Origin of the sequence: Streptomyces sp. HUAS ZL42 (genome assembly GCF_040782645.1) — a bacterium.
Taxonomy (GTDB): domain Bacteria; phylum Actinomycetota; class Actinomycetes; order Streptomycetales; family Streptomycetaceae; genus Streptomyces.
In genome coordinates this window covers 4,097,032-4,120,625 of the sequence record NZ_CP160403.1, presented here as the reverse complement: position 1 = coordinate 4,120,625, position 23,594 = coordinate 4,097,032, and the positions used below count along the sequence as shown (strand labels likewise).

General features: G+C 68.9%; 29 protein-coding genes and 3 pseudogenes. 29 read left to right on the top strand and 3 right to left on the bottom strand.

The features are described from left to right. The first annotated feature begins 2 nt into the window (after nt 1-2). The 22 genes and pseudogenes from rplX (at nt 3) to truA (ending at nt 12,341) form a co-directional block, all read left to right on the top strand. A complete protein-coding gene (gene rplX / locus ABZO29_RS18685) occupies nt 3-326 on the top strand; it encodes a 50S ribosomal protein L24 (protein ID WP_031477830.1) in 324 nt (107 codons plus the stop codon). Beyond that, nucleotides 326-883: a 50S ribosomal protein L5 gene (gene rplE / locus ABZO29_RS18680; protein WP_020135807.1), complete on the top strand. Its 558-nt coding sequence runs from the start codon at nt 326-328 to the stop codon at nt 881-883. The genes rplX and rplE overlap by 1 nt, the downstream gene beginning before the upstream one ends. Nucleotides 884-888: 5 nt before the next feature. Further along, nucleotides 889-1,074 (top strand): type Z 30S ribosomal protein S14, encoded by a 186-nt coding sequence (locus tag ABZO29_RS18675; RefSeq protein WP_003948630.1) that lies wholly within the window; start codon nt 889-891, stop codon nt 1,072-1,074. A gap of 214 nt (nt 1,075-1,288) precedes the next feature. Further along, nucleotides 1,289-1,687: a 30S ribosomal protein S8 gene (gene rpsH / locus ABZO29_RS18670; RefSeq protein ID WP_100827756.1), complete on the top strand. Its 399-nt coding sequence runs from the start codon at nt 1,289-1,291 to the stop codon at nt 1,685-1,687. A 24-nt stretch (nt 1,688-1,711) separates the two neighbouring features. Then, nucleotides 1,712-2,251, top strand: a complete 540-nt coding sequence (rplF, locus tag ABZO29_RS18665) for a 50S ribosomal protein L6 (protein WP_367321335.1) — start codon at nt 1,712-1,714, stop codon at nt 2,249-2,251. A gap of 3 nt (nt 2,252-2,254) precedes the next feature. Continuing rightward, complete coding sequence (gene rplR, locus ABZO29_RS18660; RefSeq protein WP_019980869.1) at nt 2,255-2,638, top strand: 50S ribosomal protein L18; 384 nt, start codon at nt 2,255-2,257, stop codon at nt 2,636-2,638. Between the two features lie 36 nt (nt 2,639-2,674). Then, nucleotides 2,675-3,280 carry a 30S ribosomal protein S5 gene (gene rpsE, locus ABZO29_RS18655; protein WP_009190144.1) on the top strand — a complete coding sequence of 202 codons (606 nt, stop codon included), beginning with the start codon at nt 2,675-2,677 and terminating at the stop codon, nt 3,278-3,280. A gap of 2 nt (nt 3,281-3,282) precedes the next feature. Beyond that, nucleotides 3,283-3,465, top strand: a complete 183-nt coding sequence (rpmD, locus tag ABZO29_RS18650) for a 50S ribosomal protein L30 (protein WP_009190145.1) — start codon at nt 3,283-3,285, stop codon at nt 3,463-3,465. Between the two features lie 2 nt (nt 3,466-3,467). Continuing rightward, nucleotides 3,468-3,923, top strand: a complete 456-nt coding sequence (gene rplO, locus ABZO29_RS18645; RefSeq protein ID WP_356940755.1) for a 50S ribosomal protein L15 — start codon at nt 3,468-3,470, stop codon at nt 3,921-3,923. 188 nt (nt 3,924-4,111) lie between these two features. Continuing rightward, nucleotides 4,112-5,425 carry a preprotein translocase subunit SecY gene (gene secY / locus ABZO29_RS18640; RefSeq protein WP_367321334.1) on the top strand — a complete coding sequence of 438 codons (1,314 nt, stop codon included), beginning with the start codon at nt 4,112-4,114 and terminating at the stop codon, nt 5,423-5,425. After that, complete coding sequence (locus ABZO29_RS18635; RefSeq protein WP_367321333.1) at nt 5,425-6,087, top strand: adenylate kinase; 663 nt, start codon at nt 5,425-5,427, stop codon at nt 6,085-6,087. Before secY ends, ABZO29_RS18635 begins: the two co-directional genes overlap by 1 nt. Before the next feature lie 149 nt (nt 6,088-6,236). After that, entirely contained in the window at nt 6,237-7,073 is an 837-nt protein-coding gene (gene map / locus ABZO29_RS18630; protein WP_367321332.1) for a type I methionyl aminopeptidase, read from the top strand. Between the two features lie 102 nt (nt 7,074-7,175). Next, a pseudogene (locus ABZO29_RS18625) lies at nt 7,176-7,351 on the top strand (type I methionyl aminopeptidase); the annotation flags it as partial. Nucleotides 7,352-7,453: 102 nt separating this feature from the next. Further along, nucleotides 7,454-7,629: pseudogene (locus ABZO29_RS18620) on the top strand (type I methionyl aminopeptidase); the annotation flags it as partial. 102 nt (nt 7,630-7,731) lie between these two features. Next, a pseudogene (locus tag ABZO29_RS18615) lies at nt 7,732-7,908 on the top strand (type I methionyl aminopeptidase); the annotation flags it as partial. A gap of 247 nt (nt 7,909-8,155) precedes the next feature. Next, on the top strand, nt 8,156-8,377 hold the full coding sequence (infA, locus tag ABZO29_RS18610) for a translation initiation factor IF-1 (RefSeq protein ID WP_003948620.1): 222 nt from the start codon (nt 8,156-8,158) through the stop codon (nt 8,375-8,377). Between the two features lie 62 nt (nt 8,378-8,439). After that, the gene (gene rpmJ / locus ABZO29_RS18605; protein WP_003998809.1) at nt 8,440-8,553 is read left to right on the top strand and encodes a 50S ribosomal protein L36; all 114 of its coding nucleotides are present in this window, start codon (nt 8,440-8,442) and stop codon (nt 8,551-8,553) included. A gap of 187 nt (nt 8,554-8,740) precedes the next feature. Continuing rightward, the gene (gene rpsM, locus ABZO29_RS18600; RefSeq protein WP_030571236.1) at nt 8,741-9,121 is read left to right on the top strand and encodes a 30S ribosomal protein S13; all 381 of its coding nucleotides are present in this window, start codon (nt 8,741-8,743) and stop codon (nt 9,119-9,121) included. Nucleotides 9,122-9,185: 64 nt separating this feature from the next. After that, a complete protein-coding gene (rpsK, locus tag ABZO29_RS18595; RefSeq protein ID WP_003956432.1) occupies nt 9,186-9,590 on the top strand; it encodes a 30S ribosomal protein S11 in 405 nt (134 codons plus the stop codon). A 152-nt stretch (nt 9,591-9,742) separates the two neighbouring features. Next, nucleotides 9,743-10,765 (top strand): DNA-directed RNA polymerase subunit alpha, encoded by a 1,023-nt coding sequence (locus ABZO29_RS18590; protein ID WP_003966937.1) that lies wholly within the window; start codon nt 9,743-9,745, stop codon nt 10,763-10,765. Nucleotides 10,766-10,882: 117 nt separating this feature from the next. Further along, nucleotides 10,883-11,419, top strand: a complete 537-nt coding sequence (rplQ, locus tag ABZO29_RS18585) for a 50S ribosomal protein L17 (protein WP_367321331.1) — start codon at nt 10,883-10,885, stop codon at nt 11,417-11,419. Nucleotides 11,420-11,486: 67 nt separating this feature from the next. Next, complete coding sequence (gene truA, locus ABZO29_RS18580; RefSeq protein ID WP_367321330.1) at nt 11,487-12,341, top strand: tRNA pseudouridine(38-40) synthase TruA; 855 nt, start codon at nt 11,487-11,489, stop codon at nt 12,339-12,341. Nucleotides 12,342-12,592: 251 nt separating this feature from the next. Here truA and ABZO29_RS18575 read toward each other — a convergent pair whose 3' ends face one another. After that, nucleotides 12,593-13,468 (bottom strand): hypothetical protein, encoded by an 876-nt coding sequence (locus ABZO29_RS18575; protein WP_367321329.1) that lies wholly within the window; start codon nt 13,466-13,468, stop codon nt 12,593-12,595. Nucleotides 13,469-13,622: 154 nt separating this feature from the next. On the opposite strand from ABZO29_RS18575, the gene ABZO29_RS18570 reads away from it, so the two are divergent. The 4 genes from ABZO29_RS18570 to glmM all read left to right on the top strand — a co-directional run bounded on the left by ABZO29_RS18570 (nt 13,623) and on the right by glmM (nt 17,642). Further along, nucleotides 13,623-14,840: a glycosyltransferase 87 family protein gene (locus ABZO29_RS18570; RefSeq protein WP_367321328.1), complete on the top strand. Its 1,218-nt coding sequence runs from the start codon at nt 13,623-13,625 to the stop codon at nt 14,838-14,840. Between the two features lie 203 nt (nt 14,841-15,043). After that, nucleotides 15,044-15,487, top strand: a complete 444-nt coding sequence (gene rplM / locus ABZO29_RS18565; protein WP_367321327.1) for a 50S ribosomal protein L13 — start codon at nt 15,044-15,046, stop codon at nt 15,485-15,487. Between the two features lie 42 nt (nt 15,488-15,529). Then, nucleotides 15,530-16,042 carry a 30S ribosomal protein S9 gene (gene rpsI, locus ABZO29_RS18560; protein WP_003998795.1) on the top strand — a complete coding sequence of 171 codons (513 nt, stop codon included), beginning with the start codon at nt 15,530-15,532 and terminating at the stop codon, nt 16,040-16,042. Nucleotides 16,043-16,283: 241 nt separating this feature from the next. Next, nucleotides 16,284-17,642: a phosphoglucosamine mutase gene (gene glmM, locus ABZO29_RS18555; protein WP_367321326.1), complete on the top strand. Its 1,359-nt coding sequence runs from the start codon at nt 16,284-16,286 to the stop codon at nt 17,640-17,642. A gap of 119 nt (nt 17,643-17,761) precedes the next feature. On the opposite strand, the gene ABZO29_RS18550 is transcribed toward glmM, so the two are convergent. Together ABZO29_RS18550 and coaA are read right to left on the bottom strand one after the other, a co-directional pair. Beyond that, complete coding sequence (locus ABZO29_RS18550) at nt 17,762-18,700, bottom strand: DUF389 domain-containing protein (protein ID WP_367321325.1); 939 nt, start codon at nt 18,698-18,700, stop codon at nt 17,762-17,764. Nucleotides 18,701-18,731: 31 nt separating this feature from the next. Next, on the bottom strand, nt 18,732-19,700 hold the full coding sequence (gene coaA, locus ABZO29_RS18545; protein WP_367321324.1) for a type I pantothenate kinase: 969 nt from the start codon (nt 19,698-19,700) through the stop codon (nt 18,732-18,734). A 163-nt stretch (nt 19,701-19,863) separates the two neighbouring features. Here coaA and glmS point away from each other — a divergent pair, with 163 nt between their 5' ends. The 3 genes from glmS to ABZO29_RS18530 are packed head-to-tail and all read left to right on the top strand — an operon-like array spanning nt 19,864 to nt 23,590. Further along, complete coding sequence (gene glmS, locus ABZO29_RS18540) at nt 19,864-21,711, top strand: glutamine--fructose-6-phosphate transaminase (isomerizing) (protein ID WP_367321323.1); 1,848 nt, start codon at nt 19,864-19,866, stop codon at nt 21,709-21,711. Nucleotides 21,712-21,742: 31 nt separating this feature from the next. Further along, nucleotides 21,743-22,111: a holo-ACP synthase gene (locus ABZO29_RS18535; RefSeq protein ID WP_367321322.1), complete on the top strand. Its 369-nt coding sequence runs from the start codon at nt 21,743-21,745 to the stop codon at nt 22,109-22,111. Between the two features lie 39 nt (nt 22,112-22,150). Next, complete coding sequence (locus ABZO29_RS18530; RefSeq protein WP_367321321.1) at nt 22,151-23,590, top strand: NAD(P)H-hydrate dehydratase; 1,440 nt, start codon at nt 22,151-22,153, stop codon at nt 23,588-23,590. Nucleotides 23,591-23,594: the final 4 nt, after the last annotated feature.

The following is a 23,594-nucleotide window of genomic DNA, read 5'->3' as shown; positions in this document are numbered from 1 at the left end:
GCATGAAGATCAAGAAGGGCGACCTGGTCCAGGTCATCACCGGCAAGGACAAGGGCAAGCAGGGCAAGGTCATTGCCGCTTACCCGCGCGAGGAGCGTGTCCTGGTCGAGGGTGTCAACCGGGTCAAGAAGCACACGAAGGCCGGTCCGACCGCTCGCGGTTCCCAGGCCGGCGGCATCGTCACGACCGAGGCGCCGATCCACGTCTCCAACGTCCAGCTGGTCGTTGAGAAGGACGGCAACAAGGTCGTCACGCGTGTCGGTTACCGCTTCGACGACGAGGGCAACAAGATCCGCGTTGCCAAGCGGACGGGTGAGGACATCTGATGGCTACCACCACCACTCCGCGTCTCAAGACGAAGTACCGCGAGGAGATCGCGGGCAAGCTGCGTGACGAGTTCAAGTACGAGAACGTCATGCAGATCCCCGGCCTCGTCAAGATCGTGGTCAACATGGGTGTGGGCGACGCCGCCCGCGACTCCAAGCTGATCGAGGGCGCCATCCGCGACCTCACCACGATCACCGGTCAGAAGCCGGCCGTCACCAAGGCCCGCAAGTCCATCGCGCAGTTCAAGCTGCGTGAGGGCCAGCCGATCGGTGCCCACGTCACGCTCCGTGGCGACCGCATGTGGGAGTTCCTGGACCGCACCCTGTCGCTCGCGCTGCCGCGCATCCGCGACTTCCGTGGTCTGTCCCCCAAGCAGTTCGACGGCCGTGGCAACTACACCTTCGGTCTCACGGAACAGGTCATGTTCCACGAGATCGACCAGGACAAGATCGACCGCACCCGGGGTATGGACATCACCGTGGTGACCACGGCGACCAACGACGCTGAGGGCCGTGCGCTCCTTCGTCACCTCGGCTTCCCCTTCAAGGAGGCGTGAGCGAGATGGCGAAGAAGGCTCTGATCGCTAAGGCTGCTCGCAAGCCCAAGTTCGGTGTGCGTGGCTACACCCGCTGCCAGCGCTGCGGCCGTCCGCACTCCGTGTACCGCAAGTTCGGCCTCTGCCGCGTGTGCCTTCGTGAGATGGCTCACCGTGGCGAGCTGCCGGGCGTGACCAAGAGCTCCTGGTAATCCCGGTATTTAGGGATTCCAGAGGCTCTCGGTAAGCACTGGGCGTGTCAGGCGCCCTCCCTTTCATGGCTTAGGCTTGGAGGGTTGGGCGCCTGACGGTCGCCCGTACGACTTACTACGCCGTAGGTCCACCGCGCCGCACCCGTCCCGTCTCGGATCGGGGAGAGGGATGGCGCACCAGGAAACCCCGGCGAGAGAGGCCACAGGCCACTTCATGACCATGACTGATCCGATCGCAGACATGCTGACGCGTCTGCGGAACGCGAACTCGGCGTACCACGACACCGTGACGATGCCGGCATCGAAGATCAAGTCTCACATCGCGGAGATCCTCCAGCAGGAGGGCTTCATCACGGGCTGGCGAGTCGAGGACGCCGAGGTCGGCAAGAACCTCACCCTCGAGCTGAAGTTCGGCCCGAACCGTGAGCGCTCCATCGCGGGCATCAAGCGGATCTCCAAGCCCGGTCTCCGGGTGTACGCGAAGTCCACCAACCTGCCGAAGGTGCTCGGCGGCCTCGGCGTGGCGATCATCTCCACGTCTCACGGGCTCCTCACCGACAAGCAGGCCGGCAAGAAGGGCGTAGGCGGAGAAGTTCTCGCCTACGTCTGGTAGCAGAAGGGAACGGAGGAAACAGCTATGTCGCGTATCGGCAAGCTCCCCATCGCGGTTCCCGCCGGCGTGGACGTCACCATCGACGGCCGTACGGTCTCGGTCAAGGGCCCCAAGGGCGAACTGACCCACACCGTCGTGGCGCCGATCGAGATCGCCAAGGGCGAGGACGGCACCCTGCAGGTGACCCGCCCCAACGACGAGCGTCAGAGCAAGGCCCTGCACGGCCTGTCGCGCACGCTGGTGGCGAACATGATCACCGGCGTGACCCAGGGTTACGTGAAGAAGCTCGAGATCAGTGGTGTCGGTTACCGCGTGACCGCCAAGGGCTCGAACCTCGAGTTCGCGCTCGGTTACAGCCACCCGATCCTGGTCGAGGCCCCCGAGGGCATCACCTTCAAGGTGGAGACCCCGACCCGATTCCAGGTCGAGGGCATCGACAAGCAGAAGGTCGGCGAGGTTGCGGCCAACATCCGCAAGCTGCGCAAGCCCGACCCGTACAAGGCCAAGGGCGTCAAGTACGAGGGCGAAGTCATCCGCCGCAAGGTCGGAAAGGCGGGTAAGTAAGCCATGGCATACGGGCAGAAGATCCTGAAGGGCGACGCCTACAAGCGCGCCGCGATCAAGCGCCGTCACATCCGGATCCGCAAGCGGATCTCCGGTACGGCGGAGCGCCCCCGTCTGGTCGTGACCCGCTCCAACCGCCACATCGTGGCGCAGGTGATCGACGACCTCAAGGGCCACACCCTGGCGTCGGCGTCCACGCTGGACACGTCGATCCGCGGTGGCGAGGGCGACAAGTCCGCGCAGGCCAAGCAGGTCGGCGCCCTGGTCGCCGAGCGTGCCAAGGCCGCCGGTGTCGAGGCCGTCGTGTTCGACCGTGGTGGCAACCAGTACGCCGGGCGCATCGCCGCCCTGGCGGACGCCGCCCGCGAAGCCGGGCTCAAGTTCTGAGCCGCTTGTAGCTAGCGGAAAGAGAGAGGTAATCCAATGGCTGGACCCCAGCGCCGCGGTGGCGGTGCCGGTGGCGGCGAGCGGCGGGACCGGAAGGGCCGTGACGGCGGCGCAGCTGCCGCCGAGAAGACCGCGTACGTTGAGCGCGTTGTCGCGATCAACCGCGTCGCCAAGGTTGTGAAGGGTGGTCGTCGCTTCAGCTTCACCGCGCTGGTCGTGGTGGGCGACGGTGACGGCACCGTGGGTGTCGGATACGGCAAGGCCAAGGAGGTGCCGGCCGCCATCGCCAAGGGCGTTGAGGAGGCCAAGAAGCACTTCTTCAAGGTCCCCCGGATCCAGGGCACCATCCCGCACCCCATCCAGGGTGAGAAGGCTGCCGGCGTCGTGCTGCTCAAGCCCGCGTCCCCCGGTACCGGTGTTATCGCCGGTGGTCCGGTGCGCGCCGTGCTCGAGTGCGCCGGTATCCACGACGTGCTGTCGAAGTCGCTCGGCTCCGACAACGCGATCAACATCGTGCACGCGACCGTGGAGGCCCTGAAGGGCCTGCAGCGTCCCGAGGAGATCGCGGCCCGCCGCGGTCTGCCGCTCGAGGACGTCGCCCCCGCGGCTCTGCTTCGTGCGCGTGCCGGGGCGGGTGCGTAATCGTGGCGCAGCTCAAGATCACGCAGACGAAGTCCTACATCGGCAGCAAGCAGAACCACCGCGACACCCTGCGTTCCCTGGGCCTCAAGCGCCTGGGTGACGTGGTCGTCAAGGAGGACCGCCCCGAGTTCCGCGGCATGGTGCACACCGTCCGCCACCTCGTGACGGTCGAGGAGGTCGACTGATCATGGCGGAGAGCAACCCGCTGAAGATCCACAACCTCCGTCCCGCCCCGGGCGCCAAGACCGCCAAGACCCGTGTCGGTCGTGGTGAGGCGTCGAAGGGTAAGACGGCCGGTCGTGGTACCAAGGGCACGAAGGCCCGCTACCAGGTTCCGGAGCGCTTCGAGGGTGGGCAGATGCCCCTCCACATGCGTCTTCCGAAGCTGAAGGGCTTCAAGAACCCGTTCAAGACCGAGTACCAGGTCGTGAACCTCGACAAGCTGGCCGCGCTCTACCCCGAAGGTGGCGAGGTCACGGTCGAGGGCCTCGTGGCCAAGGGTGCCGTGCGCAAGAACAGCCTCGTCAAGGTCCTCGGCCAGGGCGAGATCTCCGTGGCGCTGCAGGTGACGGTCGACGCCGTCTCCGGCTCCGCCAAGGAGAAGATCACCGCCGCCGGCGGTACGGTCACCGAGCTCGTCTGAAACACCTCAGGCGCCTCGATGACATGAGCGATCCCGACCGGGGATACCCCACAATGGGGTATCCCCGGTTGGTCGTTCCACGGGGGCAGAGTCGCCGGTAAGGTGGCCTGCACTGTTCTTTTTTCGTATTCGTCGAAACTCAAGACCGTCACCCTTGACGCAGTTGCGCGGGGGTCGCAGGAGGCACCGTGCTCACCGCGTTCGCCCGGGCGTTCAGGACGCCCGACCTGCGCAAGAAGCTGCTCTTCACGCTCGCGATCATCGTGGTCTACCGGGTCGGTACCCACATCCCGATCCCGGGCGTCGACTACACCAACGTCCAGAAGTGCGTGGACGAGGCGTCCGGCAACCAGGGCCTCTTCGGTCTGGTCAACATGTTCAGCGGCGGCGCGCTGCTGCAGATCACGATCTTCGCGCTGGGCATCATGCCGTACATCACGGCGAGCATCATTCTGCAGCTGCTGACCGTGGTGATCCCGCGCCTGGAAGCCCTCAAGAAGGAGGGCCAGGCCGGCACGGCGAAGATCACGCAGTACACCCGCTACCTGACCGTGGCTCTCGCCATCCTGCAGGGCACCGGCCTGGTGGCCACCGCCCGCAGCGGCGCCCTGTTCTCCGGCTGCACGGTCGCGTCGAGCATCGTCCCCGACCGGGCGATCTTCACCACCATCACCATGGTCGTCTGCATGACCGCCGGTACGGCCGTCGTGATGTGGCTCGGCGAGCTCATCACCGACCGCGGCATCGGCAACGGCATGTCGATCCTGATGTTCATCTCGATCGCCGCGACCTTCCCGTCCGCGCTGTGGGCCATCAAGAAGCAGGGCGACCTGGCGGGCGGCTGGATCGAGTTCGGCACCGTCATCGCCGTCGGACTGGTCATGGTCGGCCTGGTCGTCTTCGTCGAGCAGGCCCAGCGCCGCATCCCGGTGCAGTACGCGAAGCGCATGATCGGACGCCGGTCCTACGGCGGTACGTCCACGTACATCCCGCTGAAGGTCAACCAGGCGGGTGTGATCCCGGTCATCTTCGCGTCGTCGCTGCTGTACATCCCGGCGCTGATCGCGCAGTTCTCGAACAGCACCTCCGGCTGGAAGACGTGGATCGAGGCCAACCTGGTCAAGGGTGACCACCCGATCTACATCACCATGTACTTCCTGCTGATCGTTTTCTTCGCCTTCTTCTATGTCGCGATCTCGTTCAACCCCGAGGAAGTCGCCGACAACATGAAGAAGTATGGTGGCTTCATCCCGGGCATCCGGGCTGGCCGACCGACCGCTGAGTACCTGTCGTACGTGCTCAACCGGATCACCTGGCCGGGTTCGCTGTACTTGGGTCTGATTGCTCTCGTCCCGACGATGGCGTTGGTTGGCTTCGGGGCAAGCCAGAACTTCCCGTTCGGTGGCACCAGCATCCTGATCATCGTGGGTGTGGGTCTCGAGACGGTGAAGCAGATCGAGAGCCAGCTCCAGCAGCGCAATTACGAAGGGTTCCTCCGCTGATGCGAATCGTCCTCGTCGGGCCGCCGGGCGCCGGAAAGGGAACGCAGGCTACGCGCCTCGCAGAGAAGCTGCGCGTTCCCCACATCTCCACGGGCGACCTTTTCCGCGCCAACATCAGCCGCCAGACGGAGCTCGGGAAACTCGCGAAGTCCTACATGGACGCCGGCAATCTGGTTCCCGACGAGGTCACCATCGCGATGGCCAAGGACCGCATGGAGCAGCCCGACGCCGAGAACGGCTTCCTGCTCGACGGCTTCCCGCGCAACGTCTCGCAGGCCGAGGCACTGGACGAGCTGCTGAAGACCGAGGGCATCAAGCTGGACGCGGTGCTGGACCTGGAGGCACCGGAGGAAGAGGTCGTCAAGCGGATCGCCGGCCGGCGCATCTGCCGCAACGACTCGTCGCACGTCTTCCACGTGTCGTACAAGGCCCCGGCCGAGGAAGGCGTCTGCGACGTCTGCGGCGGGGAGCTGTACCAGCGGGACGACGACTCCGAGGAGACGGTGCGCAAGCGGCTGGAGGTCTACCACACGCAGACCGAGCCGATCATCGACTACTACAAGGCGCAGGGTCTGGTCGTGACGATCGACTCCATGGGGCCGGTGGACGAGGTCACCCGGCGTGCGCTGGCGGGGCTGAAGCGCGAGCACGAGGTCAAGTAGCCGTTTGTACGTTGCTGTAGCCGCGGTTCCCTTGCGAGGGGGCCGCGGCTGCTGCGTGCGGCACGCATGCCCGGGGTTCGCGGGCACGACTGCCCGTATCTTTGAAAGCGTCCGTCCCCTTACTCCGTCCAAGAAAGGCCCCCGTCCCCATGGTGCAGATCAAGAGCCCCGAGCAGATCGCCAAGATGCGTGAGGCGGGGCTGGTCGTTGCGGCCATTCACGCGGCCACCCGCGAGGCGGCCGTGCCCGGGGCCACCACCAAGGATCTGGACCAGGTCGCGCGCAAGGTGCTCGCGGAGCACAACGCCAAGCCGAACTTCCTCGGGTACGGCGGCTTTCCCGCGACCATCTGCACCTCGGTGAACGAGGTCGTCGTCCACGGCATCCCGTCCGACGAGGTCGTCCTCAAGGACGGGGACATCATCTCCATCGACTGCGGCGCGATCATCGACGGCTGGCACGGCGACGCCGCCTACACCGCGTTCGTGGGCTCGGGTCACGCCCCGGAACTCATCGAGCTCTCCCGGGTGACCGAGGAATCGATGTGGGCGGGCATCGCGGCGATGAAGCAGGGCAACCGGCTGGTGGACGTGTCGAAGGCCATCGAGACGTACATCCGCCGCCAGCCGAAGCCGGGCGGCGGCCGCTACGGCATCATCGAGGACTACGGCGGCCACGGCATCGGCACCGAGATGCACATGGACCCGCACCTGCTGAACTACGTCGACCGCCGCAGGGGCAAGGGGCCGAAGCTGGTCCCCGGCTTCTGCCTCGCCATCGAGCCGATGGTCTCCCTGGGCACCCCGAAGACGGAGGTCCTGTCGGACGACTGGACGGTCATCACGACGGACGGCACGTGGTCCTCGCACTGGGAGCACTCGGTTGCCCTGACAGAGGAAGGCCTGCTGGTGCTCACGGCTCCGGACGGGGGCAGGGCGAAACTGGCGGAGCTCGGGATCGCGGCGGCGCCGGATCCGCTGGCCTGAGGGCGGCGATGGCTCGGTCGCCGGTCGGAGGCCGGCGCAGCCGCTCGAAGCTTGTGAGGCGCCCCGGGCGCCGAGCCCGCGAGAGCGGCATCCGGAATTGGGTCGGAGGTTCTGTCGGGCGACTGGACGGTCATCGCGACGGACGGCACGTGGTCCTCGCACTGGGAGCACTCGGTTGCCCTGACAGAGGAAGGCCTGCTGGTGCTCACGGCTCCGGACGGGGCAGGGCGAAATTGGCGGAGCTCGGGATCGCGGCGGCGCCGGATCCGCTGGCCTGAGGGCGGCGATGGCTCGGTCGCCGGTCGGAGGCCGGCGCAGCCGCTCGAAGCTTGTGAGGCGCCCCGGGCGCCGAGCCCGCGAGAGCGGCATCCGGAATTGGGTCGGAGGTTCTGTCGGGCGACTGGACGGTCATCGCGACGGACGGCACGTGGTCCTCGCACTGGGAGCACTCGGTTGCCCTGACAGAGGAAGGCCTGCTGGTGCTCACGGCTCCGGACGGGGCAGGGCGAAACTGGCGGAGCTCGGGATCGCGGCGGCGCCGGATCCGCTGGCCTGAGGGCGGCGATGGCTCGGTCGCCGGTCGGAGGCCGGCGCAGCCGCTCGAAGCTTGTGAGGCGCCCCGGGCGCCGAGCCCGCGAGAGCGGCATCCGGAATTGGGTCGGAGGTTCTGTCGGACGACTGGACGGTCATCACGACGGACGGCACGTGGTCCTCGCACTGGGAGCACTCGGTTGCCCTGACAGAGGAAGGCCTGCTGGTGCTCACGGCTCCGGACGGGGGCAGGGCGAAACTGGCGGAGCTCGGGATCGCGGCGGCGCCGGATCCGCCGGCGTGATCATTGGTTCGCCTACGCGGGTGCGGCTGTGCCCGCCTTCCCCCATCGCCCCAGCGGAACGACTGCCCACAACCGCCGCAGGCACTCGCGGCATAACGATCTACGCCGCAGGGCAGACTTCCCCGATTCGTCTTTCCGGATGCGCTGACGTAGACTGACTCGTCGGCTCTCGTGCATCCGCATGCCTGCATGCGCCCGCAAGGGACGCGAGGGAGTCGATCAAGGTAGTCGATTCGAAGGGCGAAGCGTGGCCAAGAAGCAAGGTGCCATCGAGATCGAGGGCACTGTCGTCGAGTCTCTTCCGAACGCCATGTTCAAGGTCGAGCTCCAGAACGGCCACCAGGTCCTGGCACACATCAGCGGCAAGATGCGTATGCACTACATCCGCATCCTCCCTGACGACCGGGTCGTGGTGGAGCTGTCTCCGTACGACCTGACGCGTGGCCGGATCGTCTACCGGTACAAGTAGATCTTGCCCATGTCCCGCGCGAGCGGGCCGGCCGGCAACTGACCCGGAGAACCTCACATCCCATGAAGGTCAAGCCGAGCGTCAAGAAGATCTGCGACAAGTGCAGGGTGATCCGCCGTCACGGCCGGGTCATGGTCATCTGCGAGAACCCGCGCCACAAGCAGCGCCAGGGCTGACCGCACGACCGCAACCCTCTGCATTCCGCAGAATTCGCGCGACGCAAGCTGAATATGTTCATTTGCAGGGCCCAAGCCAAGCGGCTTGACACCCCCGGTTCGGAGGCCGGGGACCCGGTTCGTACCTGGTACGGCGGCCGGGATCCGGTTCTGCGGAAGACCTCCGAAGATCAACTGGAGCCATTGAATGGCACGCGTTTCCGGTGTTGACATCCCGCGCGACAAGCGCGTGGAGGTCGCCCTCACCTACGTGTTCGGCATCGGCCGGACCCTCTCCCAGCAGACGCTGGCCGAGACCGGCATCGACCCGAACACTCGCGTTCGCGACCTCTCCGAGGAGCAGCTCGTCGCGATCCGCGAGTACGTCGACAACAACATCAAGACCGAGGGTGACCTCCGTCGCGAGATCCAGGCCGACATCCGCCGCAAGGTCGAGATCGGCTGCTACCAGGGTCTGCGTCACCGCCGCGGTCTGCCCGTCCGCGGTCAGCGCACCAGCACCAACGCCCGCACCCGCAAGGGCCCGCGTCGCGCCATCGCCGGCAAGAAGAAGCCGGGCAAGAAGTAGTCCGCAGCGGACACCTGTCCACGGTCTTCGCTGTAGGACCGACCACCTCCCGTAGGAGTTATAGATGCCCCCCAAGGGACGTCAGGGCGCTGCCAAGAAGGTGCGCCGCAAGGAAAAGAAGAACGTCGCTCACGGTCACGCGCACATCAAGAGCACGTTCAACAACACGATCGTCTCGATCACGGACCCGTCCGGCAACGTGATCTCCTGGGCCTCCGCCGGCCACGTCGGCTTCAAGGGCTCCCGGAAGTCCACGCCGTTCGCCGCGCAGATGGCCGCCGAGTCGGCTGCCCGCCGCGCCCAGGAGCACGGCATGCGCAAGGTCGACGTGTTCGTGAAGGGCCCGGGTTCCGGTCGTGAGACCGCGATCCGCTCCCTGCAGGCCACGGGCCTCGAGGTCGGCTCCATCCAGGACGTCACCCCGACCCCGCACAACGGCTGCCGTCCGCCGAAGCGTCGTCGCGTCTGACGCACGGCCGGTCGGGCTGGGGATTTCGGGCGGTACGGCACCGTAAAAGGGCCGTATCGCCCGTACCCTTGCAGTACCCGCGCTTCTCACAGGTGCGGTTTCCGTCGGACGTCAAATAGCGGGCGTCCACGAAAGAAGGATCTGATCCACACATGCTGATCGCTCAGCGTCCCTCGTTGACCGAAGAGGTCGTCGACGAGTTCCGCTCCCGGTTCGTGATCGAGCCGCTGGAGCCGGGCTTCGGCTACACCCTCGGCAACTCCCTGCGTCGTACGCTCCTCTCCTCGATCCCGGGTGCGGCGGTCACGTCCATCCGCATCGACGGCGTTCTGCACGAGTTCACCACCGTGCCGGGCGTCAAGGAGGACGTCACCGACCTGATCCTCAACATCAAGCAGCTGGTCGTCTCCTCGGAGCACGACGAGCCGGTCGTGATGTACCTGCGCAAGCAGGGCCCGGGTCTCGTCACCGCCGCCGACATCGCGCCCCCGGCCGGTGTCGAGGTGCACAACCCCGACCTCGTCCTCGCCACGCTCAACGGCAAGGGCAAGCTGGAGATGGAGCTGACCGTCGAGCGCGGTCGCGGTTACGTCTCCGCCGTGCAGAACAAGCAGGTGGGCCAGGAGATCGGCCGTATCCCGGTCGACTCCATCTACAGCCCCGTGCTGAAGGTCACGTACAAGGTCGAGGCGACCCGTGTCGAGCAGCGCACCGACTTCGACAAGCTGATCGTCGACGTCGAGACCAAGCAGGCCATGCGTCCGCGTGACGCCATGGCGTCGGCCGGTAAGACCCTGGTCGAGCTGTTCGGTCTGGCGCGTGAGCTCAACATCGACGCCGAGGGCATCGACATGGGTCCGTCCCCGACGGACGCCGCGCTCGCTGCCGATCTGGCGCTGCCGATCGAGGAGCTCGAGCTCACCGTTCGGTCGTACAACTGCCTCAAGCGTGAGGGCATCCACTCCGTGGGTGAGCTCGTTGCCCGCTCCGAGGCCGACCTCCTGGACATCCGTAACTTCGGTGCGAAGTCCATCGACGAGGTCAAGGCGAAGCTGGCCGGCATGGGCCTGGCCCTGAAGGACAGCCCGCCCGGATTCGACCCCACGGCCGCTGCCGACGCCTTCGGCGCCGACGACGACGCGGACGCGGGCTTTGTGGAGACCGAGCAGTACTGAGTCTCCGCTTCCGGGGTCCGCGTCAGCGGACCCCGGATCTCCGACGGGCAAACCCGCCCGCTCGGATACTGACCCTGGTACCTGACACGGCCGGGGCAGACACACAGGAGAAGAACAATGCCGAGGCCCACCAAGGGTGCCCGTCTGGGCGGCAGTGCCGCGCACGAGAAGCTGCTCCTCGCGAACCTCGCGAAGTCGCTGTTCGAGCACGGCCGTATCACCACCACCGAGGCGAAGGCCCGCCGTCTGCGGCCGTACGCCGAGCGTCTGATCACCAAGGCGAAGAAGGGCGACCTTCACAACCGCCGTCAGGTGCTCCAGGTCATCACGGACAAGGGCATCGTCCACACGCTCTTCACCGAGATCGGCCCGCGGTACGAGAACCGTCCGGGTGGCTACACCCGCATCACCAAGATCGGTAACCGCCGTGGCGACAACGCGCCCATGGCTGTCATCGAGCTGGTCGAGGCGCTGACGGTGCAGCAGAAGGCGGTCGGCGAGGCCGAGGCCGCGACCAAGCGCGCGGTCAAGGAAGCCGACGAGGCCAAGGTCGAGGAGACCAAGGTCGAGGACGCCGCGGTCGAGGACGCCAAGGTCGACGTGACCAAGGCCGACGAGGCCGAGGACGCAGCCGAAGAGTCCAAGGACGCCTGAGGCTCTGCCTTGTGAACGGGTCCGCCCTGAGGGGCGGACCCGTTTCGCGTTCCTGAGAGGATCCAGGGTGAGTGACGAAGTACAGGCCGGGTTCGTGCGGGTGCGGATGGATCTCTCGTACGACGGGACGGAGTTCTCCGGGTGGGCCAAGCAGGCCGGGGGACGGCGGACCGTGCAGGCGGAGATCGAGGACGCGCTGCGCACGGTCACGCGGTCCCGGGAGACGTACGAGCTGACCGTGGCCGGGCGCACGGATGCCGGTGTGCACGCCCGGGGCCAGGTCGCCCACGTCGATCTGCCCCGGGAGGTCTGGGGCGAGCACCACGACAAGCTGCTCAAGCGGCTCGCCGGGCGCCTGTCCAGGGATGTGCGGGTGTGGGCCCTGCGGGAGGCGCCCAGCGGCTTCAACGCCCGTTTCTCGGCGATCTGGCGCCGGTACGCGTACCGGGTCACGGACAACCCCGGCGGCGTGGACCCGCTGCTGCGCAACCACGTCCTCTGGCACGACTGGCCCCTGGACGTCGACGCGATGAACGAGGCCGCGCGGCGGCTGCTCGGCGAGCACGACTTCGCCGCCTACTGCAAGAAGCGGGAGGGGGCCACGACCATCCGTACGCTGCAGGAGCTGAGCCTCGAGCGCGGGGGCGACGGGATCGTCACCGCGACCGTCCGCGCCGACGCGTTCTGCCACAACATGGTGCGTTCGCTGATCGGGGCGCTGCTGTTCGTGGGGGACGGGCACCGGCCGCCGGACTGGCCGGGCAAGGTGCTCGCCGCGGGCGTACGGGATTCCGCCGTCCACGTCGTACGGCCGCACGGGCTGACGCTGGAGGAGGTCGGCTACCCGGCGGACGAACTGCTCGCCGCGCGGAGCAGGGAGGCGCGGAACAAGCGGTCACTGCCGGGTGCGGGCTGCTGCTGAGCCGGGTTCCATCGTGCCGGGCGCTGGGGCTGAGGCTGGGTGGGTCGCGCAGCCCGGCGCTTGCGGGGTGCCGCCCGCGCCCGCCCTCCCCCCACTCTCGGCTTCGCTCGAGCGGGGGGGACCCCCATCGCCCCTGGGGGCACCTCCCACGCCATTGAGGCAGTGGGGGAGGCACGCATGCCCGCGGACGGACGGCAGCTGCCCGCGGACGGACAGCAACGGCCCGCGGACGGACGGACATGCTCGCGGCGTTACCCGTTCGCCGCCTCCGACGCCTGGGCCTCGCCCCTGCGGCGGATCTGGCGGAACGTGAACTCGGCCAGGTCGTCGCCCGTGGCGAAGACCTTCGTGTCCTTCGTCGTCACGTCCTTGCCGTTGGTGAAGCCCGTGATGGTGAAGTAGGCGTACCGGCCGTAGGAGTTGGTCGTCGAGCGGCAGACCGCGCCGGAGCAGAAGGCCTTGACGCCCTTGCCGGACAGCGCCTTGACGATGCTCTTGCTGTCCGCCTGGCCCTTGGCCTTGGTCGCCTGGGCCTCGGTGTCGAAGACGGCCACGCCGACCGTCACCGCGATGCCGTCCAGGGTGTACGTGACGCGCATCAGCCGGGTGCAGCCGTTGGCGGTGAGGACCTTCGGGAGCGTGCCCTCGGCGGCCGTGGCGCACTTGGTGGTGTCGGCCGTCGGCCCCTTCTTGTACACGACCGAGTCCATGGTGAGCTGCGTGCCCGGGAACAGGATGTCCGTGCCGATCGGAGCCTTGTCCTTGCTCTTGCTGGCGACGAAGTCCTTCGGGTCCAGCGGCGGAGGGGCGCTGGTCGGGGCGAACGACGGCGCCGTGGCGGTCCCGCTCGGGATGTCCCCGCTCGCGGGCAGCGAGGTCGGCTTGTTCGACGCCTCGTCGTTGCCGTTCGCCGAGACCACGGCCATCGCCACTGCGGTGCCGATCGCGAGCGTGGCGATCGCGCCACCGCCGATGAGCAGCAGCCGACGACGCTTTGCGCGTGTCTCGGAGGCCTCGGCGAGCGCCGCCCAGTCCGGCGTGTCGCCACCGCCGTCGGCCCACGGCTGCTGCGAATGCGGTTTCCAGGGATCCCACTGGGACTGGGGTCCCCCCTGCCCATAGCTCATGGGGCGTCATCTTAGACGGGGGACGGGTGTTGCTCGTGCGACTGCGCGTTCCGGCCCGGCGCGAAGCGCGACGATCCACATCAAAAGGACGGGATCCGGGGCTCGCCCGTGTACGTCGGCCAGGTCTCGGTGCGCTGAAGCTAACGTTCACCGAATGAAGGCGGGCAAAAGCGACATCTCCGGGTGGCTGATGGGACGGGCGCCCTGGCGGCTGTGGGCGGCGCCCGCGGTCGTGCTGGGGGCGATGGCGGGGCACGTCGGGCGGTCCACCCCGGACGGCGGGATGGACAACGCGATCGTCGTGCGGGCGGCCGGGGCGTGGCTGACCGGCGGCTCGCCGTACGCCGATCCGCACTTCCTCTATCTCCCGAGCGCGGTCCTGGCCGCCGTACCGCAGGCTCTGCTGCCGTTGACCGCGCTGCGTGTGCTCGTGCCGCTGACGGTGACCGCCTTTCTGGCCGCCGGCTGGGCCTGCGCCCTGCGTGTCCACGACGTTCCCCTGCGCAGCCGCTTCGCGGCCCTCGGCCTGACCGGGCTCGCGGGTGCCTTCGCCCCCTTCGGGCACCTGGTCCTGCTGGGCAACTGGACCGTCACCGCCGCACTGGCGCTGCCGCTGGGGCTGCTGCTGGTGAGCCGGGGCCGGTGGGTGGCGGCGGGTGCGGTGATCGGCGCGGCGGTGGCGCTGAAGCCGCTGCTCGCCCCGATGGCGCTGCTGTTCGTCTTCGCCCGCCGCTGGCGCGCGCTGGGCGTGCTGGTCCTGGTCCCGACGGCCGCGTCCGCGACCGCGGCCCTCGCGCTGCCCGACCCCGCGGGCTTCCTCACCCACACCCTGCCGTTCCTGCTGCGCGGCCACGACGACTTCGTACGGCTCTACGAGGCATCGCCTGCGGCGGTGCTGCCGCGGCTCGGAATGCCCTCGCCGCTCGCCAAGGCGGCCGCCCTGCTGGCCTGCGCTGCCGGAGTGGCCTGCGCGTACCGCCGCTGGCGCCGGGCCGACCCCGGCCCACTGCGCCTGGCGGAGACCTCCGCGACCCTGATGCTCTCGGCGTTCCTCGTCTCCAGGCCGTCGTACGACCACTACCTCATGGTCGTCCTCCCGCTCCTGCTCGCCGGTCTCCCGTACCCCGGCTCGGCTGCCCGCAGCCCCTGGTTCTGGCTGGCCCTGGCCCCGCAGATCCCCGGCCTGATCTGGCCGTACCTGGAGCTGCCGCGACGTCGGGCCTTCAAGGATGCGTTTACGCTGTACACCTTGATGGTGGCGGTGGGTTGTCAGTCCCTCCGGCGCTCGAGGGCGAGGCCGTCCGGGCCGAACGCGGAGGTCCGGGTGCGGCGGCCCCCGGTGCAGGCGACGAGGGCGGAGGCCCCGTTTTGACCCCGCCCCGGCGCCGCAGGTATTCTGCTTCTTCGTTGTGTATTGGCTTGCTCATTCTCACGGGACGGGCCCTTACACCGGTCCACCGGGCCGATGACCAGCGACCCCACGTACGCGGTATGCGTCGCCGCAGTGGTCCAGGCTGTCGTGATCGTTTCGGTGACCTGTTCAGGACCATTCACTCGAAGCGAAGGCTACGAACCGTGCGTACGTACAGCCCCAAGCCCGGCGATGTGACGCGCCAGTGGCACGTCATCGACGCTCAGGACGTTGTCCTGGGCCGTCTCGCCACCACCGCCGCGTCCCTTCTGCGGGGCAAGCACAAGCCGATCTACGCGCCCCACGTCGACACCGGTGACTTCGTCATCATCATCAACGCGGACAAGGTGCACCTCTCCGGCAACAAGCGGACCCAGAAGATGGCGTACCGCCACTCCGGCTACCCGGGTGGTCTGCGCTCGGTCCGTTACGACGAGCTGCTCGACAAGAACCCCGAGAAGGCCATCGAGAAGGCCGTCAAGGGCATGCTCCCCAAGAACTCCCTGGGCCGTCAGATGCTCTCGAAGCTGAAGGTCTACAAGGGTGACCAGCACCCGCACGCTGCCCAGCAGCCGGTGCCTTTCGAGATCACCCAGGTCGCGCAGTAAGTCCGGCCACCCCCTAAGACTGAAGAGAATCTGAGGAGAATCGTGGCCGAGACCACTGCCGAGCAGCCGCTCGAAGAGCTTGACATCGACAGCTACACCACCGAGTCCGAGGTCCCCGTCGAGGGCGAGTACACCTCGGAGTCCCTGGCCTCCCGCTTCGGCGAGCCCCAGCCGGCCGCCGGCCTGGGCCGCCGCAAGAACGCCATCGCCCGCGTCCGGATCGTTCCGGGCACCGGCAAGTGGAAGATCAACGGCCGCACCCTCGAGGACTACTTCCCGAACAAGGTGCACCAGCAGGAGGTCAACGAGCCCTTCAAGGTGCTCGAGCTCGAGGGCCGTTACGACGTCATCGCCCGCATCGCCGGTGGCGGTGTCTCCGGCCAGGCCGGTGCGCTCCGTCTCGGTGTCGCCCGCGCGCTGAACGAGGCCGACGTCGACAACAACCGTGGCCCGCTCAAGAAGGCCGGCTTCCTCCGCCGCGACGACCGCGCGGTCGAGCGCAAGAAGGCCGGTCTGAAGAAGGCCCGCAAGGCCCCGCAGTACAGCAAGCGTTAATCGTCTGCTGCCTCTGCTCGTACTTCGAACGCCCCGGCGGCACGCCAGTGCCGCCGGGGCGTTCGTTTATCAGCGCCCCCGGGCGTATAACGGCACAAGGTGCTCAAAATCTTGTGCGATCGGATACCCAGGCATCGAATGCCATCGGAAGTTCAGGCATCGTTTGCCTGGCATGCGGAAGCAGCGTGCCCGGGCCGCAACCGGTACGGCTTCCGAAACTGAAGCTTCCTCAGGAGGACACGTGGGACGACTCTTCGGCACGGACGGCGTGCGTGGTGTCGCCAACGCGGATCTGACGGCCGAGATGGCTCTCGGCCTGTCCGTCGCGGCGGCGCACGTACTGGCCGAGGCGGGCACCTTCGAGGGCCACAAGCCGACGGCGGTGGTCGGACGGGACCCGCGCGCGTCCGGGGAGTTCCTTGAGGCCGCCGTGGTCGCGGGCCTCGCCAGCGCCGGCGTGGACGTCCTGCGGGTCGGCGTGCTGCCGACGCCCGCCGTGGCGTACCTGACCGGAGCACTCGGCGCCGATCTCGGCGTGATGCTCTCCGCGAGCCACAACGCCATGCCCGACAACGGCGTCAAGTTCTTCGCCCGCGGTGGCCACAAGCTCGCCGACGACCTCGAGGACAAGATCGAGAGCGTGTACGAGGAGCACCGGCGTGGTGAGCCCTGGGAGCGGCCCACCGGCGCCGGTGTGGGGCGTGTACGGGACTACGAGGAGGGCTTCGACAAGTACGTCGCCCACCTCATCGCCGTACTCCCGAACCGCCTGGACGGTCTGAAGATCGTCCTCGACGAGGCGCACGGCGCCGCCGCGCGTGTGTCGCCGGAGGCGTTCTCGCGGGCCGGAGCCGAGATCGTCACCATCGGCACCGAGCCGGACGGGCTCAACATCAACGACGGCTGCGGCTCCACGCACCTGGACAAGCTCAAGGCCGCGGTCGTCTCCCACGGCGCCGCCCTCGGTATCGCGCACGACGGTGACGCGGACCGCTGCCTCGCCGTGGACCACACCGGCGAGGAGGTCGACGGCGACCAGATCCTGGCGGTGCTCGCGCTGGCGATGCGGGAACGCTCCGCTCTGCGGGCCGAGACCGTCGTGGCGACCGTCATGTCCAACCTCGGCTTCAAACTCGCGCTCGAGCGGGAGGGACTGAACCTCGTCCAGACCGCGGTCGGCGACCGGTACGTGCTGGAGGAGATGAAGGAGCACGGCTACGCCCTCGGCGGCGAGCAGTCCGGGCACGTCATCATCCTGGACCACGCGACCACGGGCGACGGGACGCTGACCGGGCTGATGCTGGCCGCTCGGGTCGCGGAGACCGGGCGGTCGCTGCGGGAACTGGCGGCCGTGATGGAGCGGTTGCCGCAGGTGCTGATCAATGTGCCCGACGTCGACAGGTCCCGAGTCGGGGACTCGGCCGAGCTGGATGCGGCTGTCGCCGAGGCGGAGCGGGAGTTGGGGTCGACCGGACGGGTGTTGCTGCGGCCGTCGGGTACTGAGCCGTTGGTCCGGGTGATGGTCGAGGCGGCGGATATCGAGCAGGCTCAGTCTGTTGCCGGGCGGCTGGCCGACGCGGTGAAGTCTGCTTTGGGCTGATATTCGAGTAGGGGGCGGGGAGTTCTGCTGTCGGCGGGCTGCGGGTTCGTCGTGGCTTGTCGCGCCCACGCGGCGGAGCCGCATGATGTCAGAGCCCCGCCCCCCTTGGGCACGTTTCCCTAGAGGGCGGTTGGCCGTTGCCGCTGCTTCGACCAGAGCCACTTCTGGGTCAGCAGCGTCAGAGTGCCGGCCAGGATGATGCCCAGCAGGTTCAGGAGCAGTTGTTCCGAAGAGCGCAGGGTCTGGTTTGTGTCGCCGTAGACCAGGGCCACGGCCGCGTTGGCGGCCGCCGGGACCGTCGTCACCGAGATGGCCACACCGACCAGGGCGCCCGACTTCGCGGATGTCAGGGAGAGGGTGCCCGCCGCCCCGGCCAGGACCGCCACCACGAACGAGAACCAGTCCGGGGCGTAGATGAAGCCGGTGTTCGGGCGGTCGGCCTCCAGCTGAGCCTTGCTGAACAAACCCACGGCGTCCATGAAGAGGCTGAAGCCCGCGGTCACTGCCATCGCCACCGCGAAGCCGACGAGCAGCGCGGTCAGGGACCGCAGGGCCAGGCGTGGGGCACGCTGTACAGCCGCGGTGCAGATGCCCGCCAGCGGGCCGAACTCCGGGCCGACCGCCATCGCGCCCACGATCAGAACCGCGTTGTCGAGCACCACACCGCAGGCGGCGATCATCGTCGCCAGCGTGATGAAGGCGACGTACGTGACGGAGAGGGTCGACTCCTCGTGCGTCGCGTCGGTCAGGTGCTCCCACAGCACCGCGTCCGCGCCCTCGCCCGGCGCCTCGGCCTCCGCCTTGTCGGCGCGCTTCGACAGCGACAGGTCGATGTTCTCGACGGCGATCGATCCGCTCTCCTCGAGGCCCAACTCCTGTAGGCCGGTGAGCAGTTCGTCGCCCGCCTCACGCGCCACGTCGCACATCACGACGTCCCCGGCCGGGTTGCGGGCGGCGCCGGGCAGCACGACGACATGCGTGGTACCGACCGTGTTCCCGATGAGGCGGACCACGTCGTCGGTCTTCTCGGCCGGTGTGATCAGGCGCAGATGCAGCATGGCGTCTTTCTAACAGGCCCGCGTTACGGCGTTACAGCTTGCGCAGGCTCAGACGCCGCACCTTGTGGTCAGGGCCCTTGCGCAGGATCAGGGTGGCGCGGCCGCGGGTGGGGGCGATGTTCTCGACCAGGTTGGGCTTGTTGATGGTCCGCCAGAGGGTACGGGCGTAGTCGAGGGCCTCGTCCTCGGAGACCTGGGTGTACTTGCGGAAGTAGGAGGACGGGTTCTGGAAGGCCGTCGCGCGCAGCTTCCGGAAGCGGCTGAGGTACCAGCGCTCGATGTCCTCGGCGCTGGCGTCGACGTACACACTGAAGTCGAAGTAGTCGGCGAGGCCGACCCGGGTGCGGCCGTCCTTGCCGGGGAGGGCGGGCTGCAGGACGTTCAGGCCCTCGACGATGAGGATGTCGGGGCGGCGGACCGTGAGCCTCTCGCCGGGGACGATGTCGTAGATGAGGTGCGAGTAGACCGGAGCCGTCACCTCGCCCTTGCCGGCCTTGATGTCGGCGACGAAGCGGGTGAGGGCGCGCCGGTCGTAGGACTCGGGGAAGCCCTTGCGCGACATCAGGCCGCGGGCCTGGAGTTCCCTGGTGGGCAGGAGGAAGCCGTCCGTCGTCACCAGTTCGACGCGGGGGTGCTCGGGCCAGCGGGAGAGCAGCGCCTGCAGGAGGCGGGCGACGGTGGACTTGCCGACCGCGACCGAGCCGGCGACTCCTATCACGAACGGGGTGCCGGACTGGGAGCCCTGCTCGCCGAGGAACGTGTTGAGGGCGCCTCGCAGACCGTCCGTCGCGCCGATGTAGAGGTTGAGGAGCCGGGACAGCGGGAGGTAGATGTCGCGCACCTCGTCGAGGTCGATGACGTCACCGAGGCCGCGCAGCTTCTCGACCTCCTCGGCGGTGAGCGGCAGCGGCGTCTTGTCGCGCAGCGCGCTCCACTCGGCGCGGGTGAGGTCGACATAGGGAGTCGCCTCCGGCCGCTGCCGGTGGGCGCTCCGGGGCATCGAGGAGACCGGAGAGATCACAGTTCATTGTTAACGGAGTTTGAACGGTACGGCGGGTGGGCTCCGTCACGCTCGGATCGAGGGGGCGTACGGGCGCGGGAATTTCCGATTTCGGGCACGCGAAGGCCGTTTCGGGCGGGGATTCGGTCGTAGGCTGCGGCCCATGTGCGGAATCGTGGGATACGTGGGGTCGCAGTCTGCGCTCGAGGTCGTGATGGCGGGGCTGAAGCGGCTCGAGTACCGGGGATACGACTCGGCCGGGGTCGCCGTGCTGGCGGACGGCGGGCTGGCGGCGGCCAAGAAGGCCGGGAAGCTGCTCAATCTGGAGAAGGAGCTGGTGGACCGGCCGCTGCCGACGGGGACCACGGGCCTCGGGCACACGCGGTGGGCCACACACGGCGGGCCGACCGACGCCAACGCCCATCCGCACATCGACAACGCCGGACGTGTCGCCGTCGTGCACAACGGGATCATCGAGAACTTCGCGCAGCTTCGGACCGAGCTGGAGGAGCGGGGCCACGACCTCGGCTCCGAGACCGACACCGAGGTGGTCGCGCACCTGCTCGCCGAGGAGTTCTCCTCCTGCGCCGACCTGGCGGAGGCGATGCGGCTGGTGTGCCGGCGGCTCGAGGGGGCGTTCACGCTGGTCGCGGTGCATGCAGATGAGCCGGACGTGGTCGTGGGGGCGCGGCGGAACTCGCCGCTCGTGGTGGGCGTCGGGGACGGCGAGGCCTTTCTCGCCTCGGACGTCGCCGCGTTCATCGCCCACACGCGGTCGGCGATCGAGCTGGGTCAGGACCAGGTGGTGGAGCTGCGCCGGGACGCGGTGACGGTGACCGGCTTCGACGGCCGCCCGGCCGACGTGCGCGCCTACCACGTCGACTGGGACGCGTCGGCCGCGGAAAAGGGCGGTTATGACTACTTCATGCTCAAGGAGATCGCCGAGCAGCCCAAGGCGGTCGCGGACACCCTGCTCGGGCGCATCGACGCGTCCGGCTCGCTGACCCTGGACGAGGTGCGGATCTCCGCCTCCGAGCTGCGCGAGGTGGACAAGGTCGTCATCGTCGCCTGCGGTACGGCCTTCCACGCGGGGCTCATCGCCAAGTACGCCATCGAGCACTGGACCCGCATCCCGTGCGAGGTGGAACTGGCGAGCGAGTTCCGTTACCGGGATCCCATCCTGGACGCGCGTTCGCTGGTCATCGCCATCTCGCAGTCCGGCGAGACCATGGACACGCTCATGGCGCTCCGGCACGCCCGCGAGCAGGGCTCCAGGGTGCTGGCGATCTGCAACACCAACGGCTCGACGATCCCGCGCGAGTCGGACGCGGTGCTGTACACGCACGCGGGGCCGGAGGTCGCGGTCGCGTCGACCAAGGCGTTCCTCACCCAGCTGGTGGCCTGCTATCTGGTCGCGCTGTACCTGGGGCAGGTGCGGGGCACCAAATGGGGAGACGAGATCAGCGCCGTGATCCGGGATCTGTCGCAGATCTCCGACGAGGTCGAGCGGGTCCTGGAGACCATGGAGCCGGTACGGTCGCTGGCGCGCACGCTGGCCCACAAGAACACGGTGCTGTTCCTGGGCCGGCACGTGGGCTACCCGGTGGCGCTGGAGGGCGCGCTGAAGCTGAAGGAGCTGGCGTACATGCACGCCGAGGGCTTCGCGGCGGGCGAGCTCAAGCACGGCCCGATCGCGCTGATCGAGGAGGACCTGCCGGTGGTGGTGGTCGTGCCGTCGCCGCGCGGACGGTCCGTCCTCCACGACAAGATCGTGTCCAACATCCAGGAGATCCGGGCCCGGGGCGCGCGGACGATCGTGATCGCGGAGGAGGGAGACGAGGCGGTCGTCCCGTACGCCGACCACCTCATCCGCATCCCGGCGACTCCGACACTGCTGCAGCCGCTGGTCGCGACGGTGCCGCTGCAGGTGTTCGCGTGCGAGCTGGCCACGGCCCGGGGCAACGAGGTGGACCAGCCGCGGAACCTGGCGAAGTCGGTGACGGTGGAGTGACGAATCTGCGGACGGCGGACGTGGTGGCCTCGTGATCATCGGAGTGGGAATCGACGTCGCCGAGATCGACCGCTTCCAGGCGGCGCTGGAACGCACGCCCGGAATGGCTCAACGGCTGTTTCTGGAGAGCGAGTTGCTGCTCCCCAGCGGAGAACGCCGGGGCATCGCCTCCCTCGCCGCACGGTTCGCGGCCAAGGAGGCGGTCGCCAAGGCCCTCGGGGCTCCGGCCGGTCTGCTCTGGACGGACGCGGAGGTCTTCGTCGAGGACAGCGGGCGGCCGCGGCTGCGGGTGCAGGGGACGGTCGCGGCACGTGCGGCGGAACTCGGTGTGCAGTCCTGGCATGTGTCGCTCAGCCATGACGCGGGGGTGGCCTCGGCGGTCGTCGTCGCCGAGGGCTAGAACCTGCGCGTTACGCGACGGGTGCGCGAGACTCGGCCTATGCGTACTGCGTACAGCGTGGAGACGGTGAGGACAGCTGAGCGGGCCCTGATGGCACGGCTTCCGGAGGGCGCGTTGATGCAACGCGCCGCGGCCGGACTCGCCGCCGCCTGTGCCGACCTGCTCGGGCGGGTGTACGGAAGCCGGGTCGTCCTGCTGATCGGCAGCGGGGACAACGGCGGTGACGCTCTGTACGCCGGGGCCCGGCTGGCGCGGCGGGGCGCGGGGGTCACGGCGGTGCTGCTCAACCCGGAGCGCGCGCACGCCGGAGGGCTCGCGGCCCTGCGGCGGGCGGGCGGCGGGGTCGCGCGGACGGGGGGCGCCGAGGAGCTGATCGGCCGCGCCGACCTCGTCGTGGACGGCATCGTCGGGATCGGCGGCAAGGGCGGGCTGCGGCCGGACGCGGCGCCGCTCGCCGAGTCGGCCCGGCGGGCGCGGGCCGCCGTCGTCGCCGTCGACCTGCCGAGCGGCGTCGACGTCGACACGGGCGAGGTCCACGGCGCCGCGATCCGGGCCGATCTGACGGTCACCTTCGGCACGCACAAGCCAGGGCTGCTGATCGACCCGGCGCGGGAGTATGCCGGGTCGGTGCGGCTGGTGGACATCGGCCTCGGCCCCGAACTGCCAGCCGAGCCCGAGCTGGAGGCGCTGCAGCACGCGGACGTGGCCGGGCTGCTGCCGGTGCCGGGGGCCGAGAGCGACAAGTACCGGCGGGGGGTCGTGGGGATCGCCGCCGGGTCGGCCCGGTATCCGGGGGCGGCCGTACTGGCCGTGTCCGGGGCGCTCCGGGGCGGGGCGGGGGCCGTGCGGTACGTCGGGCCGGCCGGGGACGCGGTCATCGCCCGCTTCCCGGAGACGCTGGTGTCCGACCGGGGACCGAAGCGGGCCGGGCGGGTACAGGCGTGGGTCGTCGGGCCGGGGGCCGGGGACGACGCGGCGACCGTGGCCGAGGTGCTGGCGGCGGACGTGCCGGTGCTCGTCGACGCGGACGGGCTGCGGCTGGCCGACCGGAACGCCGTACTCGCCCGTACGGCGCCGACGTTGATGACCCCGCACGCCGGGGAGGCGGCCGCGCTGCTGGGCGTGGCGCGGGAGGAGGTCGAGGGGGCGCGGCTGTCGTCGGCGCGGGAACTGGCCGCCCGGTACGGGGCGACGGTGCTGCTCAAGGGCTCGACCACGCTGGTCGCGGATGCCGGGGGTGGGGGTGCGGTGCGGGTGAACCCGACCGGTACGTCCTGGCTGGCCACGGCCGGCAGTGGGGACGTGCTGTCCGGGCTGGCGGGGTCTTTGCTGGCGGCCGGGCTGCGTGCGGTGGACGCGGGCAGTGCGGCGGCGTATCTGCACGGGCTGGCGGGGCGGTTCGCGGCGGACGGGGCGCCGGTGGGGGCGCATGATGTGGCGGAGGCGCTGCCGGGGGCCTGGCGGGATGTGCGGGACTGAGTCA